This window comes from Streptomyces eurocidicus (assembly GCF_002891295.1).
GTDB lineage: Bacteria > Actinomycetota > Actinomycetes > Streptomycetales > Streptomycetaceae > Streptomyces > Streptomyces eurocidicus.
In genome coordinates this window covers 398631-415594 of record NZ_LGUI01000005.1, presented here as the reverse complement: position 1 = coordinate 415594, position 16964 = coordinate 398631, and the positions used below count along the sequence as shown (strand labels likewise).

At 66.7% G+C, this 16964-nt stretch carries 13 protein-coding genes; 9 read left to right on the top strand and 4 right to left on the bottom strand.

The genetic code is table 11. The features are described from left to right. Positions 1 to 2 precede the first annotated feature (2 nt). The 3 genes from AF335_RS18735 to AF335_RS18725 form a co-directional block, all read right to left on the bottom strand. Positions 3 to 485 (bottom strand): hypothetical protein, encoded by a 483-nt coding sequence (locus AF335_RS18735; protein ID WP_102919536.1) that lies wholly within the window; start codon positions 483 to 485, stop codon positions 3 to 5. Further along, positions 482 to 1783 (bottom strand): scabin-related ADP-ribosyltransferase, encoded by a 1302-nt coding sequence (locus AF335_RS18730; protein ID WP_170127745.1) that lies wholly within the window; start codon positions 1781 to 1783, stop codon positions 482 to 484. Before AF335_RS18730 ends, AF335_RS18735 begins: the two co-directional genes overlap by 4 nt. A gap of 455 nt (positions 1784 to 2238) precedes the next feature. Beyond that, positions 2239 to 2844: a response regulator transcription factor gene (locus AF335_RS18725; RefSeq protein WP_102919534.1), complete on the bottom strand. Its 606-nt coding sequence runs from the start codon at positions 2842 to 2844 to the stop codon at positions 2239 to 2241. Positions 2845 to 3621: 777 nt separating this feature from the next. Here AF335_RS18725 and AF335_RS18720 point away from each other — a divergent pair. Both AF335_RS18720 and AF335_RS18715 read left to right on the top strand, forming a co-directional pair. Then, complete coding sequence (locus tag AF335_RS18720) at positions 3622 to 5148, top strand: alpha/beta fold hydrolase (protein ID WP_170127744.1); 1527 nt, start codon at positions 3622 to 3624, stop codon at positions 5146 to 5148. Positions 5149 to 5247: 99 nt separating this feature from the next. Continuing rightward, positions 5248 to 6690 (top strand): sphingomyelin phosphodiesterase, encoded by a 1443-nt coding sequence (locus AF335_RS18715; RefSeq protein WP_102919532.1) that lies wholly within the window; start codon positions 5248 to 5250, stop codon positions 6688 to 6690. 426 nt (positions 6691 to 7116) lie between these two features. On the opposite strand, the gene AF335_RS18705 is transcribed toward AF335_RS18715, so the two are convergent. After that, a complete protein-coding gene (locus AF335_RS18705; protein WP_146045561.1) occupies positions 7117 to 8469 on the bottom strand; it encodes an NsdA family TPR-like regulatory protein in 1353 nt (450 codons plus the stop codon). A 511-nt stretch (positions 8470 to 8980) separates the two neighbouring features. On the opposite strand from AF335_RS18705, the gene AF335_RS18700 reads away from it, so the two are divergent. The 7 genes from AF335_RS18700 to AF335_RS18670 all read left to right on the top strand — a co-directional run bounded on the left by AF335_RS18700 (position 8981) and on the right by AF335_RS18670 (position 16954). After that, positions 8981 to 10111, top strand: coding sequence for an adenosylhomocysteinase (locus tag AF335_RS18700; RefSeq protein WP_376697846.1), 1131 nt, complete (start codon positions 8981 to 8983; stop codon positions 10109 to 10111). An 80-nt stretch (positions 10112 to 10191) separates the two neighbouring features. Next, on the top strand, positions 10192 to 10677 hold the full coding sequence (locus tag AF335_RS18695) for an NUDIX hydrolase (RefSeq protein WP_244927087.1): 486 nt from the start codon (positions 10192 to 10194) through the stop codon (positions 10675 to 10677). After that, a complete protein-coding gene (locus AF335_RS18690) occupies positions 10674 to 12125 on the top strand; it encodes an MFS transporter (protein ID WP_102919528.1) in 1452 nt (483 codons plus the stop codon). Before AF335_RS18695 ends, AF335_RS18690 begins: the two co-directional genes overlap by 4 nt. Continuing rightward, the gene (locus tag AF335_RS18685) at positions 12122 to 12793 is read left to right on the top strand and encodes an HAD family hydrolase (protein WP_102919527.1); all 672 of its coding nucleotides are present in this window, start codon (positions 12122 to 12124) and stop codon (positions 12791 to 12793) included. Before AF335_RS18690 ends, AF335_RS18685 begins: the two co-directional genes overlap by 4 nt. A gap of 1 nt (position 12794) precedes the next feature. Continuing rightward, the gene (locus AF335_RS18680) at positions 12795 to 14903 is read left to right on the top strand and encodes an amino acid adenylation domain-containing protein (RefSeq protein WP_244927086.1); all 2109 of its coding nucleotides are present in this window, start codon (positions 12795 to 12797) and stop codon (positions 14901 to 14903) included. Between the two features lie 31 nt (positions 14904 to 14934). Then, positions 14935 to 15708: a thioesterase II family protein gene (locus tag AF335_RS18675; RefSeq protein ID WP_211304114.1), complete on the top strand. Its 774-nt coding sequence runs from the start codon at positions 14935 to 14937 to the stop codon at positions 15706 to 15708. Positions 15709 to 15760: 52 nt separating this feature from the next. Further along, complete coding sequence (locus AF335_RS18670; RefSeq protein WP_211304113.1) at positions 15761 to 16954, top strand: cytochrome P450; 1194 nt, start codon at positions 15761 to 15763, stop codon at positions 16952 to 16954. Positions 16955 to 16964 lie beyond the last annotated feature (10 nt).

Here is a 16964-nt window from a genome sequence, read left to right as displayed (position 1 = left end):
TGTCAGAACCGCAGTCCGTGCTTCATCAGGTGCTCCTTGATCTCCTTCTCGGAGGGCAGTCCCTTGGGGGCATTGCCGGAAAGGTTCTCGCGAACCTCCTTCAGTTTGGCCTCAAGCGCCTTGTACTCCCCGTCCCGGTCGCCCAAGTCCAGCGACGGCGCGCCAGCAAGCCCTTCCAGGTTCGCGTCATCGAGGGTGAGCTTGCGGCTCAGATCCTCCAGGTACGGCTTTGCCACCGCGTTCATGAAGTGCTCGTTGAAGGCGTCGAGGGCGCTCTTGCCGTCCTTGGAGGGCTTCGCGGTCGCGTCGAAAGTGTGCTGGGCGATCTGCAGCCCCTGGGCCTGGTACGCCTTGACGCGCTCCCTCGAGTGCTGGCGGCGGGTATCGGACAGCTCGTGGATGAGTCGATCGTGGCATGCGCTGATACGGTTCTTCTCCTCCTCGGAGCCGGCAGCGGCACGCGCCTTGTCCGCCACCTTGCTCATAGCCTGAGCAGCGGTCTGGACCCACTTGCCGAGCGTTGCCTGCTCGGTTGTGGCTGCGGCCTTGAGCTTGCTGCTGAGCTGCGGAGCAATCTTCTCTTCAGGACGGGCCTGCCGACTTTCACAGCGATGCTCCCGCCGCGGGCGAGCTTGGCCCCCACCTTGGCGAGCACTGTCGAGTCCGTGCTTGCCGCCTGCACCCCCTTCAGGTCCTTGCTCATCGCCTCGGCGGCCTTCGAGGCGAATGCCTCGTACTCCGCCGCGGTCAGAGGCTTGTCCCGTGCCTTGTTCAGGGTCGTGTTCGTCTCACGCAGCGGTGACAGCACAGCCTTCGGGTTCTTCTCCAGCTCCGCGACAGACGTGACGTATTCGACGTCCGAGCCGTGCCGGGCCAGGCGCTCACGCTGGACACGGGCCACCCACTCCTCATCAGCAACGGGCTTCCCCGCCTCCGCAGGACCTTCCTCACCCTGCGGGTTCCGCCCCTCGGTGCTGTCCGACTCCGTCGCCTGCCGGCCCTCACCCGGCTGCTTGCCTTCCTCCGCGGTATCACCGCCGTCTGCCGTCTCGCAGGGGTCTGCGGACCGTTTGGCCCGTCCCGAGCCGCCCTGCGCGCAGGAAAGGAGTCCCTCCCCCTCCGTCAAGCGGGTGATCTCATATGGAGTGTCAGACGCCTGTGCACCCTTGCCTGGTCGAAAAGCGTCGTTGAACACGGTCTCGTTCACGATGGGCACTGCGTCCTTGTTGACCAACCGGACCGGATTCGCGGAATGCACCAACTCCGGGCGGATGGAACCTTGCGATGCCCACTCCTGCTGATAGGCGTACTGTGCACGCGGGCCCTCGACATGAGTTCTGAGCTGTTCCGGAATTCGGTTGGTCGCCGGGTCCAGACTGGCCTGGACATCGTAGAAGTTACGGTCAGGCTGGATAGCGTAAACCCAGACCTTTTGGTTCTGCGCCAGAAGACCGAAGGTTCCCTGTTTGGCCGCATACCTCTCACTGACGGACGTGGATACGAAGTTCGTAGTTCCGCCCAGTGGTCCCGAAGCCTGCCGAGTACTTCTCCCGGATACATGATCCAGCAGATTATTGTTAGTACCGGCACCGGGCACTTTGAATCCCTCGCGGAATATTTCCTCCGGCGGCCGGATGTCGACTCTGTACACCGTCTTAGGCGGAGATATCTTTTTGGCAGCGCCGACCTTGACGCCCCTGCCACCCTTATCCATCTTGTCGCTCGCAGCGAATGCCTCCAGTTCGGAGCTGGACAGCAGAGCCGCAGCCGCCGCAAAGAGCATGACAGGGCGGCGCCACCGCGTGCGGAAAAAATTATTCCCCCCAGCGGGGGCGGGGGTGCGAAACTCCATGACGATGTGCAGCCTTCTCTCAAATTGGACGTGACCCATCGGGGTCGTTTCCCACGACCCGAACCACGCTAGGAACTCAATAGGTCACCCAGCGACCTATTACCAAGAGAGAGCAAAAATTTCAGAAACGGTCTCCACCTCAGGGCCACCCTCCTGAGGGTTCACCGGAAGCGGATCTCGAACCGGGTGTGACCGCAGGGCGCACCCCACGGAGCCAAGGAAAGCGCCATCTCGTCACCAACAGCAGTGATCTTTACCCGGCACGGTGGTTGCCGACGGGGAGGGCATTCTCAGCACTGAAAGGCTGACGAGGCGCCATATCGCCGAATGCGGCGCCGCTTAAATACACAAAGCTGCCAGCGCCTTCCCGCATATCGGCCGCGATGTCAGAGCCAGCCGTTGGCACGGGCAATTCGGATGGCGTCGGCCCGGCTGCGGGCCTTGAGTTTTCCGGTGATCGCGGCAAGGTGGTTGCGCACGGTTCCGGGCGCCAGGTGGAGCGCGGCCGCGATGCCGCCGGGAGCGTGCCCCTGGGCGGCGAGGTCGAGAACCTCACTCTCCCGGCGGGTCAGCGGGCTGCTCTCGGCAAGCAGTGCCCCGGCCATGACATCCGGGTCCAGGAGCCGGCCCCCGGCAGCGACCCGTCGGACGCCGTCGATCAGGACGGCGAGGGGGACGTCCCTGCCGAGGAGGCCGCCGACCCCGCTCCGCAGTGCGGCCCGCGCCACAGCCGGACGGTTGACACCGGCGAGCAGAAGCAGTCGGCACTGAGGCAGGGCCCGGCGCAGCCGGGCGAGGGTGGTGGCCGCGTGGCGGCCGAGCAGCGCCGCATCGACCACGGCGACGTCGGGCCGGGCCCGGAGCGCAGCGCGCGCGGCCTCGTCGGCGGATGCGGCCTCGGCGACGACTTCGATGTCCGCTTCGGCGCCCAACGCGACAACAAGGGCTTGACGCAACAGGAGCAAGCCATCAGCGACAAGGACACGGGGCATGGACAACTCGGCTTTTCAACGGGACGGGAAAGGGCGTGAGCATGGTGCGCCCCGCAGAAGGTCTTCCGCGTCCGCGCAAGCGACGGAATTACGGAAGTGACGCGAGGGGCAAGGCCCCGCACCCGTGGATGCCGGCCATTGAACGGGCCCTCCCCTGACGGGCCGTGCCGGCGCGCCCGCGGGCAACACTACGGCGGCAATAGGTCACCGCATGGCCCATTGCCCCTGCTCTCCGCCACGGCGCCTCCTGAACCTTGACGCCTGGGAAGCCGTCCCAGGCTGCCGCCCAGGTCCTGCCGTTCCCGCGTTCACCGGCAGACCTGTGCATTTTGCACGGCACAAGCATGGCCAACGCATCTGAACGCAGTCGACGGAAGAAGATCCACTGGCCTGCAATTCCCGCATCGCCGCAGGTAGGCATCGCAAGGACGACAGTCTCACCACCGCAGACACAGCTCACGCCCTCAAGCGATCCCTTGATCAGAAGAAAAGGATTCCTTTACCTTCCCTGCATCCGGGGCACCGGCGCATGGTCCGTTCCTTCCAGATCGGCTCCCAGGCGGCCGAACACGTGGAACGGCAGGTCCTGAGCGAACAGCGGCAGCATGCCGCCCCATTGCCCATCCCTGTGCTGCGATCTCGCCCCGGCCGATTCTGCAGACCTTTCCTGAAAGGCACTTCTCGATGTCCTTTGCAACCCGGCGGATGATGGGGAAGCCGACGCGTCCCAGGAGCGACCGCAGCCGCGGGAGACACGGCTGGGCCACGCTCCTTTTCATGGCGACAGCGGCTGCCGCCCCCCTGATCGCCGCACCCGCCCATGCCGCTCCCGATCCCCGCCCCACACCGTCCGCCGCCCCTGCGGCGAGCACCGGGTACCGGCCGGTCATCTTCGTCCACGGCCTCAAGGGTGATGCGCTCACCTGGGGATCCATGGTCGACAACTTCCGGAACTCCCAGGCGGACAGGCCCGGATACTCCGGCAGCGAGCTCCACACCTGGGGCTACGACTGGAAGCTCTCCAACAAGGAGAACGCCCGGAAGCTCCACGAATACATCAGCGAGAAGTTCCCCCGGACCAAGGTCGACATCGTCGCCCACTCCATGGGGAGTCTGGTCAGCCGCTGGTACCTCAAGGACCCGGAGGGCCATGGCTGGAAGGGGGCCGAGAAGGTCGCGAACTGGGTTTCCATCGGTGGCCCCAACAAGGGCACGACACTGGCTGCCCTGTGCAACGTTCCCCCGGACGAAGCCCTGGCTTACGGAGCCGGAGGCCTTGCAGCCGCATGTGACACGATCTCGGGCGGGCTCCCTGAGATGACAGTAGGAAGCGACTTCCTGAAGGCGCTGAATTCCGGGGATCCAACGCCGGGGAACGTCCGCTACACCACCATCGGCTCCCCAGCTGACGGGCTGGTCTTCCCGCGCGACAGCGTTGCCCTCGACGGCGCGGACAACCACAACTCCAACAACATCGCGAAACACAAGGACCTCGGGCACAGTGCTCTGCTGGACGACAGCGACGTCGCGGAGTTCGTCGCGAAACGCCTGCAGGAGGGCCAGCATGCCGAGCGTAAGCCGCACAAGGGCCCCTTCAAGCTCACTGTCAAGGACGCCCGGATCCATGTGAACGACGCGGGCAACGAAGCGGAAGTCTTCGGCCACATCACGCTCAGGGACCGGAACGGGAACTCGAAAAGCATCTGGGACAGGGAAAATGCTTCCGGCCAGATATCAGAGATCCCCAGCGAACAGTGGCACAGCCTGGGCACCGGAGGCGAGCGTAAGGGATTCTTCCTGCAGTCGACCGGCGCCGTGGACATCAAGGTGAAGATCCAGGAAGACGACCACACCGCCACCAATGTCGTGGCCGCGGGCATCGCCGGCTGGGATCCGCTCTCCTCGGGCCCCGGAGACTTCTCGGACACCTTCCAGGGCACAGATGGTGGCGTCGTCCGCATCGATTACACCGTCGAGCCGCTGTCCCGGAACAGCGATGTGATCCCCGTCGACTCGGAGAAGGACTGCCCCAAGGACTACCTGTGCGTGTACCGGGGCAAGTGGCGCGACGGCGGCGGAATCGCCGTGCGCTCGGGCGTCTCCGTCTCCCGGCTCGCCGACCACGGCTTCAACGACGCGATGCAGTCCTGGATCAACCGGTCCGGGCGCCCCTACTCCTGGTACGAGGACACCGAGTACGGCGGGGGCAGGCACCCCATCGGCTCTCACGAGGCCGTCAACATGACCAGCCACAGCAACCTCGACGGACTGCGCGGCAAGGCTTCCTCACTGCAGCCCCGCTGAGAAACCCGGACACCACCGACCGTGGTCCTGGGCGCCCGAGATGTCTTCTGACGCCCAGGACCGTGGCACCACTCCGGCACCGACGCAAAGGACAGCATCATGGCCTTCCATCGGCCCTTCGGTACAACACGTAAGCGCATCACCCTCGGGATCCTGACGACTGCGGCCGCCGTGCCTCTCCTCGCCACCCCCGCCACAGCTGACGCCCCAAAGCCCACCCCTGCCCCGAGCAACCCGGCGCAGCTCAAGGTACTCAACTGGAACGTCATGCTCCTCAGTGACCTTATGTCGCTGGAAGCGGGCAAGACGGCTGTGGCCGCGAGAGCCGCCTCGATAGCAGACTCCGCAGCAGTAAAGAACGCGGACGTCATCGTGCTGGAAGAACTGTTCAGCATCGCCCCTTCCGAGGACCTCCTGGCCCGGCTGCACGCCAAGGGCTTCACCCATCAGACCAAGGTGGTGGGCTCCGCCGCGGTGGACTCCCCTGATCCGGACAGCGCATGGGACGGCCGGTACGGCCACCAAGCCACACACTTTGAGAACGGTGGCGTGGCCATCGTGAGCAAGCACAAGATCTCCCGCCGCGAGGAATTCGTCTACCGCGACGCAACCGGCGCCGACAAACATGCGGCCAAGGGGTTCGCCTACGCGAAGGTGGAGAAGAACGGCTCTGCCCACCACATCTTCGGCACTCACCCGCAAGCCGAAGCCGACAAGGCAGACATCCGGCAGAAGCAGTTCGACGAACTCGACCGGTTTATCTCGGAGAAAGAGCGGAACGATGCCATTCCGAGAAACGAGCCGGTGATCATCGCCGGCGACATGAACGTCCACAGATCGGACGACGAGTACCGCGACATGCTCAGCACCCTGGGCCTCCAGGACGCACCGCATTCAGGTGGCAACACCCTTGACACCGTGGGCAACGACATCGCCCGGCACCGCTACAACGGACACCGGTCGGAAGTCCTGGACTACGTCCTCTTCCGCAAGGGCCATCCCATACCGAAAAGCTGGGCCAACAAGACCATCAAGGTGAAGATGAAGAAGCCCGTGGAGGTGGACGGCTCCCTGAAGTTCCGGGACTACAGCGACCACTACCCGGTACTCGGATATGCCAACGATCCGTACGAACTGAGCGCCGAGGCAGCCGCCGGGAAGTACCGGCTCACTGTGCGGAAGGTGACCGTCAAGGGGGCGGAGGAGAAAAGCGGCGATGAGGTCTACGGAACCGTCGCGGTCAACGGCACCCTCGTCTGGGCCCGGGACGACGACCATCCGCTGGACGACCAGAAGGCCCCGTACACCCTGCCCGGTGTGAGCGCAGAGTCCGTGACCAGGCCGGACGACCAGTTCCGGCTGACTCTGCGTCTCAAGGACTTCGACCCCTCCCCCCTGGACAGTGACGAGCAGCTCTTCGACACCGTCGTGAACCTCGACGCCACCCCCGGAACACACACCGCACGGGTGGCCGGCACCGACGAGCTCACACACGGCGAAGCCGCGGCCGAGGTCGAGTACCACGTCGAGGAGATCCGGTAACCAGCCCTACGACACCTGTCATCACCGCCTCCCTGCTCCGCGCGCTCGACAGCGGAGAGCCGGCGTACAGCGGTGCTCACACCGAACGCCGCGCACCGTCGTAGCCCACGGTGCGGCGAACCCCCGCCGGAAGCCGCCGGCCGGCGGGGGTTCCACGGACGCCCCTATGGTTGGGGGCCGATGGATACCGTCCTGATCAGGTTGAAGACCTCTCGGGCGGCATATCGCTTAAGGCATCGGAAGTGATCAGCAGAGTGACGGCGCTGTCCGGGCCGATGTCCACCGGTATGAACAGTTGCTGGGCGTGGCGTTCGACGAGCCGAGTCAGACGCTGATTGAGCGCCTGACACGATGGACAGCCCATGCCAGGACTGCCTTATCGTGAGGCACTCACTATCGCCTGCGGCGGCGTCTGACCAGCGATGATCAGGACGCGGGGTGATCTGCGAGGTGAGGGAGCAGGTCGCTCACGGGGGCCTCGGCGAGGTACGGGACGAATCGCCGCCGGTACTGGTCCGCGAGGCCGGGGGGCAGGCTGCCGATCAGGTCGACGGCACGGTAGGCACTGTCGACGGCGGCGTCGAGATCACCGAGGGACAGGTGTGCGTCCACCACGTAGAGGAGCCGTCGTGCGGTGCGCGGGGGCACCTGTGCGGTCGACGGGGCGAGGAAGGGCGCGAAGTGGGCCAGTGCCTTCTTTTGGTCGCCCAGGTAATGCCAGGCGTATCCGTAGCCGAAGTTCAGGTGGCCCTCGTCGATGCCGATGCCGAAGCCGAAGCCGTCGGTCGGCGGTCCCTCGTCGGGTGCGCCGGTGACCAGCGCGGTGGCCCGGTCCAGCGCCTGCGTGCTGCGCCTCGCCTCGCCGAGGCGGGCCAGGGCGAGGGCTTCTCTGGCGAGAAGGAAGGCGTCGAAGCGCGGGGAAGGCCGGGGGGTGAGGGACTGCGCGGCGTTGACCAGGGACAGGGCGTCCCGGGCGTCGCCCGCTATGAGATGCAGGATCGCGAGGCGGGACATGCAGGCCGCCGCGTGCCGTCGTGATCCCGCGGCGGCCGCGGAGCGGATCGCGGTGAGGTCGTAGCGCTCCGCCCCGGCTTCGTCGCCCAGACAGCTGTTGAAGTATCCGCACAGGGCCGCGGTACGCGTGGCGAGGAGCAGCAGCCGGGTTCCGGTCGGGCGGTCGTAGCCACCGGTGGCCAGCAGTCTGCCGACAAGCCGGTGACCGGCCCGGGCGGCGTGGTGCAAGGTCATCGGCGTGGCCGACGACCCCGCTCCCTGCACTTCGAGCGCCCGGGTGCGCGCTTCGATCCCGGCCAGCCTGTCCGGGTTGACGAAGTGGCCGTCCTGGGCCGGCGGCTGCTGGGGGCTCGCCAGGGCGGCGAGCGCCTTCTTGATCTGAGCTTCGAGCACGGGGCCGGTGACCGCCAGGTACGAGCGGGTCCCTTCCCGGCCGGGCTGCGCCGTTCTCCGGGTGGCGCTGATGGCTCCTTGCGGGGTCCACGGCTGTTCCAGCAGGGCGTCGTCGTCGGTGGCCAGGTGCAGCCAGTGGGGCCAGCCGAGGCGCCGTACGTCCTTCTCGGACACCCGGTGCACATGAGCCATGGCCAGCTGCGTGCCGAGCTCCGGGACCGTCCGGCCGGACTCCCAGCGGGAGACCTTCTCGCGGCGGGCGGCCATGTTCCCGAAGCCCAGCTCGGCATGTGTCTCGGCGATCAGTCGCGCATAGGCGGGGTGCGACATGCCTGCTGACGTACGGAGGAACGCCAAGGGATGCTGTGCCATGAAGATGCCTTGATCGAAAAGGTCCAGCGCCTGACGGGACCGAGGGGTCAGCGAGCGGTGGAATAGTAAATGAATTCTCCAGGTGGCACCAGAGGTCAAAACACCCATTTAAGCGCGCCCGTCAGCCGAGCCAAGAGAAGTCGGCTGAAGAGGAACTGCAAGCCCAAGTGCCGACCCGCGCCCCTGCTCCTCGCCCAGCACTGAGGAATGCCCGATATACGGCTCATTTCTGTGCGATCCATCCCCAAGAGCCCGCACAGCCCATGGCGCTGGGCACCCCCTGGGCACCCCTCCGGATCTTGAAGCACACCCCTGCTCGTGGTCTTCTGGCACCCACGCTGTCCGGCGAGCCGCCCCGAAATCCTCACGGAAGCGACCGGCCGCCGGCACTGCTGGAGATTCCCGGCATCGTCCGATGTCGGATTTCGAAAAGTCCGGACCAAGGCCACAGGTTTCCGGTGCCGAGGGATCGCCTTGGCGCCCGCACGAAGAAAAAGAAACATATAACTCAGTGAACGACCTTGACACCCGACGTCTGAGTGCTTATTTCGACGACGTCGTGACACAGTTCCCGGCAGAGCGGCCCACGGCGAGCCTGCTCATCACGCACCTGCTGCCGGAACGCCCCGTCTTCGTGGACGCAGTGGCCGGCCTGTCGGATCTGCGGGCAGTTCTGCCCAAGCCGAAGTCCATATGTCCTACCGCGCTGGAGGCCGTCGAAAGGACGGCCATATGCGACCCGTTGTCCCGGGAGACCTTCAGCGATCCGGCCGCGGTCGTCGCCTACCTCGAATCGCGGGCCGCCGGGCTGCCGGTCGTCCTCCTCGACATAGGCGGCTACTTCGCGCCTTCGCTCTCCGAGATCTGTGACCGGTTCTCCGGCCGGGTCCTCGGCGTGGTCGAGGACACCGAGAACGGACATCGCCGTTACGCCGGACCGGACAAGCTCCCCTGCCCCGTCATCTCCGTGGCGCGTTCACCGCTCAAGGACCCCGAGGACTTCCTCGTAGGACAGTCGGTGGTCTTCTCCACCGAGGCGCTCCTGCGTGCCCGGGGAGGGATTCTGGTGGGCCGCAAGGCATCGGTCATCGGGTTCGGGAAGCTCGGCTCCAGCATCGCCCGCCTGCTCCACGCCAAGGGCGTCCAGGTCACCGTCCACGACATCGACCCCGTGCGCGGCACGCAGGCTCTGTCCCAAGGCTTCTCGGTGGCCGCTCGCCTGGAGGACGCTCTGGAGCCGGCCGACATAGCGGTGTGCGCCACCGGGGCCAAGGCGCTCCGGCACGACGACTTCGCGATGCTGAAGGACGGTGCCTACGTCGCCACCGTGACCAGCGCCGAGGACGAGCTGGAGATCGAGCGGCTCCCGGAGACGTACGCCCTCACGCCCGCGGGTGACCACATCACCCGGTACTCGTCGTCCAGCCGTTCCTTCTACTTGTGCAACGGCGGCAACGCCGTGAACTTCCTGCACGGAGCATCCGTCGGCCCCTTCATCTTCCTCGTGCAGGCCGAGATCCTGGCCGGCCTGAGCAGGCTGTCCCGAGGGGACCTCGCTCCCGGCCTGCACGAGATATCGGCACAGGACCGCGCCGCCATCGCCTCGACCTGGCTGGACCACTTCAACAGGCGGATGTCATGAGCATCGGCCCTCAAGAGATCCGGACCGCTCTGAGTGCCTACCTGGACCGGTATCCGGAAGACGGACAACGCCTTCGAATCGTGCGGGAGGTTCTCGACCTGCCCGACGCCTCTCCCACGTCGCGCGAGGAGTTCCGAGGGCACGTCACCGCCGGGGCGGTCCTGATGGACGGGCAGGGCCGAGTTCTCCGGATCCACCACCGGTCCCTGAACACATGGCTGTTCCCCGGTGGCCACCTGGAGGCGGGTGACCGCTCCCTGGCCGGTGCCGCCCTGCGGGAACTGTGCGAGGAGACCGGGATCGCCACCGAGTCGGTGACCGCCGTCGATGCCGTACCGGTCGACATCGACGTGCACGACATTCCGGAGAACCGGGCGAAGGCCGAGCCCGAACACACCCACTTCGACTTCCGGTACGTCTTCCGTACGTGCTCCCCGGAGCTGTCGCCTCAGTACGAGGAAGTGACGGACGTGCGGTGGTTCCCGGTCGAGGACATCCCGGACGAGCGGCTGCGCTCCCGTGTCCAGGGCTTTCCTGACCGATCGGAGAACCCGGCTTCCCGATGAGCCCGTCGCAGCGCTCCACTCTCACCGTGACCATGCTCGCCACATTCCTGGCCGTCATGGACCAGTTCATCATCAATGTCGCTCTGCCTTCGATCCGCAGCGATCTCCACGCTTCCGCGGCCGAGGCCGAATTCGCCGTCAGCGGGTACGCCCTGGTGTACGGCGCCCTGCTGATCACAGGAGGGCGGCTGGGTGACCTTTTCGGATACCGGCGCCTCTTCGTCCTCGGCGTGGCGACGTTCACCCTCGCCTCCCTGGGATGCGGGCTGGCTCCTACCGCCGAGGGCCTCATCGCTTTCCGCCTGGTCCAGGGCATCGGCTCGGCCCTCTTCTACCCTCAGATCCTCTCCTTCCTCCAGACGACATTCGACGGGCAGGCCAGGACGAGGGCGTTCTCGATGTTCGGTGCCGCGGTCGGTCTGGCCTCGGTCTGCGGGCAAGTGCTGGGCGGTCTGCTGGTCGGCCTCGACCTCTTCGGGATGTCCTGGCGCCCCGTCTTCCTCATCAACGTCCCCCTGGGGCTGGCGGCACTGGCCGGCGCCATGAGCCTGCCGCGGTACCGGGGAACCGAGCGGCCGCTCCTCGACCTCCGAGGTCTCATCTGTCTCACGAGCGCGTTGCTCCTGCTGTCCGTACCTCTGGTGGGCGGACCGGGCTGGGGATGGCCGTGGTGGTCGTACGCCCTACTCGCTCTGGCATTGCCCGCGATGCTCGCGTTCGTGCTCTGGGAACGGCGCGTCGCCCTCCGCGGAGGCATGCCGCTGATGGACCCGGGGTTGTTCAGGCGACGCGTCTTCGCTACCGGCAACGGACTGGCCCTCGCCTTCTTCGCGAGCAACGCCGGGCTCTTCTTCGTCCTCACCCTGCATCTTCAGCAGGACCTCGGCCGCACCCCCCTGGAGAGCGGGCTCACCTTCGCACCCTTGACCCTGGCCTTCATCGTCGCCTCGCTCAGCGCCCCGCGCATCCAGCACCGGCTCGGCCTCCATGTCCTGACCTGCGGATACGGGCTCAACCTCGTCGGCGTGCTGGCCCTGTTCCTCTTCGCCGTGACCGACGGCCCGGGGTCCCGCACCGGAGTTCCCTGGTTCCTGCCGGCCGCACTGACCGTCATCGGTCTGGGGCAAGGGCTGGGAGTGAGCCCCTTGTTGGGAGCCCTGCTGTCCGACGTACCGCGCGTTCACGCCGGAGCCGCCTCGGGTGTGGTGGAGACCACCGCACAGGTGGGGGCATCGCTGGGCACGGCCGGCGCCGGTCTGGTCTTCCGGTCGCCCCAAGGGCACGCCGCCACGCCATCGGCCTTCTCCCAGGCGCTGACGGTCAACGTCGCGCTGTCCCTGACCGCTCTCCTCCTCATGGCCCTCGTCACGCGCCCCCAGCTCCAAGGGGGCAAGGAAGAACCGTTCCTCACCACCGCTGACCAGAACTCCCCGGGTGTCCTCTCATGACCGAATCAACGCAATCATCGGCGAACACTTTCAACAACGCTGTTCTCTTCGACCTGGACGGTGTCCTCCTGGACAGCCGGGAAGCCATGCGCCGCGCGATCCTGGGAACCGCCACGGCGGCACTGGGGAGGCGCGTCGACGAGTCCCTGCTGGGGCCCGATCTGGATCGCCTCCCGCATTACGAATCCCTGGCGCACCTCGGCGTCCTCGACAAGGAGACCGCCTTCGGAGCCGTTTGGGAGACGGCACTGGCGGTCGCCACCCGGGACACCGTCCTCTTCCGCGGAGCCGTCAACGTCCTGCGGACCCTCCGTGCCCGGGGCTCGGCCATCGGCGTGGTCACCATGCAGCCCCGTACACGACTGGCCTGGCTCGTCCCGGAAGAGCTGTCCTCCCTCTTCCACGTGGTGGTCGGCTGGGGGGACGCCGAACCCAAGCCCTCCGGCGCGGGCATCGCCCTTGCCCTCGAACACCTCGAAGTGCACCCGGCACGCGCGTGCTTCGTCGGCGACAGCCCCACTGACATCGCCGCCGCGACGGCGGCCGGGGTCCCGTCCATTGGAGCGGCCTGGGGCTACACCGGATCCTCCCTTGCCGACCACCACCCCACCGTGCTCGTCCACGCGCTCTCCGACGTACCGGCGGCCGTGGCAAAGGTGCTGGGCTGACGTGCCGGACCCCCTCCACCCCGTACCGATGACGAGGAAAACGCAAACCGTGCTCGACCCGATTGACGACGCGTTCAAGGTCCTGGCGAACGACAAGGGCCAGCACTCCCTCTGGCCAGGTCATCTCGACCCGCCGCCCGGATGGCGAGTCGTACACCCGACGGCGAGTCGCCAGGAATGCCTGGACTACGTCGAAGAACACTGGACGGACATCCATCCCCGGGGGTCGGCCGACGGGGAAGCCGATCTCCCCGGTCACACGGACCCGGCAAGGGCCGAGGAAGCGCGGACACGCGCCTGTGTGCACGACATGTTCGCCGACCAGGTCGCGCGGACGCCGTTCGCGCCGGCGCTGATCTGGCAGGACCAGCAGCTCACCTATCTCCAGCTCGACGAGGAGTCCGGCCGGATCGCCCGGTACCTCATGGAACGGGGCGTCGGCCGGGGCTCGCGCGTCGGTCTGTGCGTCGAGCGGTCACCGCAAATGATCACCGCCCTCCTGGGCATCCTGAAATCGGGCGCGGCATACGTCCCCCTCGACCCCGACTACCCGGCCGGACGCCTGCGGTACGTACTGGACGACGCCGAGGTCACGTTGCTCCTGACGCAATCGCACCTGGGCTCGCTGTTCCCCGGTTACGACGGCGAAGTCGTCCATCTCGACAGGGCCCAGGAACGCATTGACGCCCTGCCCATCGCGTCGGCCGGCATCGCCGTTCCGTCGGACATCGCCTATGTCATCCACACTTCCGGGTCCACCGGCAGGCCGAAGGGCGTGCCGGTGACACACCGGTCCCTGGCGAACCACAGCTTCGCGGTGAACGACCACTTCGCGCTCGCCCCCGGCGACCGTGTGCTGCAGTGCAGATCGCTGAGCTTCGACGCCGCCGCCGAAGAGATCTTCCCGCCGCTTCTGCACGGAGCCACCCTGGTGCTGGGCGACGATCCGCTCCGGCAGACGTTCCGCGCCCTGACACAGCAGGTGATCGACACCGGAACGACGTTCCTCAGCATTCCCACCGCCTTCTGGCACAGCTGGGTCCTGGAGGAGGACTGCCTGGTGCGCCTGGCGTCGGAGTCGTCCCTTCGACTCATGATCGTCGCCGGCGAGAAGGCCGGCCGGCAGGCCCTGCTGACGTGGCGCGAATGGACCGGCCGCGGCATCCGGTGGTGCAACGTCTACGGTCCGACCGAGGGGACCATCACATCGGCCCTCTACGAACCGGGGGCCGACTGGACAGGCGACGGACACGGGTCCGTCCCCATCGGACACCCCATCGAGAACGTGCACGCCTATGTCCTCGACGACCGCATGAACCCGGTCCCGCAAGGGACAGCCGGTGAGCTGTACATCGGCGGGAGCGGGATAGCCGTCGGCTACCTCAACAAGCCGGGGATGACAGCGGAGAAGTTCCTCCCCGATCCGTTCTCCGGCGCGTGGGGCGAACGCATGTACCGCACCGGCGATCTGGTGCGCGCCGCGGCCGAGGGCGGTATCGAGTTCATCGGCCGTCGCGACCACCAGGTGAAGCTGCGCGGCTACCGGATCGAGCTCGGCGAGATCGAGATGACTCTCGCCGAGCATCCGGAGGTCCGGGCAGCGGTCGCTCTGGTGGACGAGACCGACCCGGAGAACAAGTCGCTCGTGTGCTACGTGGTCATGCATGCGAGAACCAGGGTCTCGGTCGGTGAGCTGATGGCTCACCTGCGCCGGCATCTGCCCTGGTACATGATTCCTGCCGTGGTCGTCACCATCGACGCATTCCCCTTGACGCCCAACGGGAAGATCGACAGGAGTGCTCTCCCGGCCCTCGGAGTAAGCGCCGCTACGACTGCCGACCACATCGCCCCGCGTACGCCCGTCGAGGCCGCACTGGTATCCATCTGGGAAGAGCTGCTGCAAAGGCAGGGCATCAGCGTCGACGCCGACTTCTTCCAGTCGGGTGGCCATTCCCTGCTCGCGGCGAGTCTGATCGCGCATATCCGAACGAGGCTGAAGGTGAGTATCCCGGCCCGGGTCCTGTTCGAGTCTCCGACCGTTGAAGGACTGGCCACAGCGGTGACGGACAGGCTGGCCGGGGCCGCGACGCATGACGCACGGAACGGCTGACCGGCCGGTGGTGCGGGGAGAAACAGGTCCCGTGAACTCGCGACCCCGAGCGAACGGCCCCTGGATCAGAACACTCTGCCCGGCCCCGTCGGCCCGCCTGCGGCTGGTGTGCTTCCCGCACGCCGGCGGCACGGCCGGCTTCTACCGGGATTGGAGCGGCCTGCTTCCGGCCGACGTGGAGTTGTGGGCGATCCAGTACCCGGGCAGGGAGAACCGGATCAGCGAGCCCTTCGTCACCGACATGCACACGCTGGCCGAGCTGATCACCCATGAGCTGTCGCGGTTCCTCGATCTGCCGACGGTGATCTTCGGTCACAGCATGGGCGCCGCGGTCGGCTACGAAGTCGTCCGCCGACTGGAAGCCGCCGGCAGAGGGCGCACCGTCCGGCACCTTCTGGTCTCCGGGTGTGCCGCGCCGCACCGCGTCCGCCCCTTCGCCGGTCATGAGGGCGCGCGCTGTCTGGATGACGATCAACTCGTGGCCATGCTCAAGCGCCTGGGCACCGGCGGCGCCGCCCTGTTGGACGATCCGGACATGAGGTCGGTCCTTCTGCCGGCGATCCGCAACGACTACGGACTCATACAGTCCTACACCGGGCGCCTCGACCGAATGCTGCAGACCGGCCTCACCGTCTTCACGGGGCGGCAGGACGACGTCGCCCAGGCCGGCGATCTGCACGCCTGGGCGGAGGTGACCCGGGGCGGATTCGAGATCCGCTCCTTCCCCGGCGGCCATTTCTATCTGACGAGCCACCGGGACGAGGTCGTAGAGGCTGTGAACGACGTGCTGGATGTCGTCCGGTGACAGTACGTCACTTCTGGGGCGCCAAGGCTCCTCATGTACCTGGAGAAAACAAGTGAACGTTGATCTGTCGGACCCGATGATCTATCAAGAGTCCGATCCGGAGCTGGTGTGGGCTCAACTGCGAGCCGAGCAACCCGTCTACCTGAACCGGCGGGCGAACGGTGAACACTTCTGGGCGGTGATGACGCACCGTCTGTGCACTGACATGCTCACCGACCCGCACGTCTTCAGTTCCGAGAACGGGATGCGCCTGGACTCCAGTCCGCGGGTCCTGGCCGCGGCGGCCGGCAAGATGCTCAACGTCACCGACCCTCCCCGGCACGACAAGATCCGGAAGGTCATCAGCTCGGCTTTCACGCCGAAAATGGTCAACCGCCTCGAAGCCAATATGCGAAGGACCGCCGCCAAGGCCATCGACGACGCCATGGCAGGCGGTGAGTGCGAGTTCACCCGTGTCGCTCAGAAGCTTCCGGTATCGGTCATCTGCGACATGATGGGAGTTCCGCCGGCCGACTGGGACTTCATGGTCGACCGCACACGCTTCGCCTGGAGCTCCACCGCGCTCGACGAAGCGGAAGAGGCGGAGAAGGTGCGGGCCCACACCGAGATCCTCTGCTACTTCCAGGAACTGGCCGTGGAGCGGAGACGGAATCCGCAGGACGATCTCATGAGTGCCCTGGTGCGCGGCGAGATCGACGGGGCGCCGCTGACCGAGCAGGAGGTCTTCTACAACTGCGACGCGCTCATCTCCGGCGGCAACGAGACGACGAGGCACGCCACGGTGGGCGGGCTGCTGGCCCTGATCAACAACCCGGATCAGTGGCGGAAGCTGCGGGACAACCCGGGCCTGATGCCTTCGGCGGTCCAGGAAGTGATCCGGTACACCTCTCCGGTCATGCACGCCCTCCGCACCGCAAGAGAGGACGTGGAACTCGGCGGACAGCGCATTCGCGCAGGAGAGCACGTCATAGCGTGGCTGCCGTCGGCGAATCGTGACGAGGCGGTCTTCGCCGACCCGGAACGCTTCGACATCGAGCGCTCCCCGAACCGCCATCTTGGGTTCATCCAGGGGAACCACTACTGCATCGGCGCCGCACTCGCCAGGCTCGAGCTCACAGTGATGTTCGAGGAGATCACACGGCGCGCGGAAGCCGCCGAACTCACCGGCCCGGTGCGTCGGCTGCGGTCGAATCTGCTGTGGGGGTTCGACTCGCTTCCGGTGAGATTCACCCCATGGCGCCGGTAGACATGCGAAC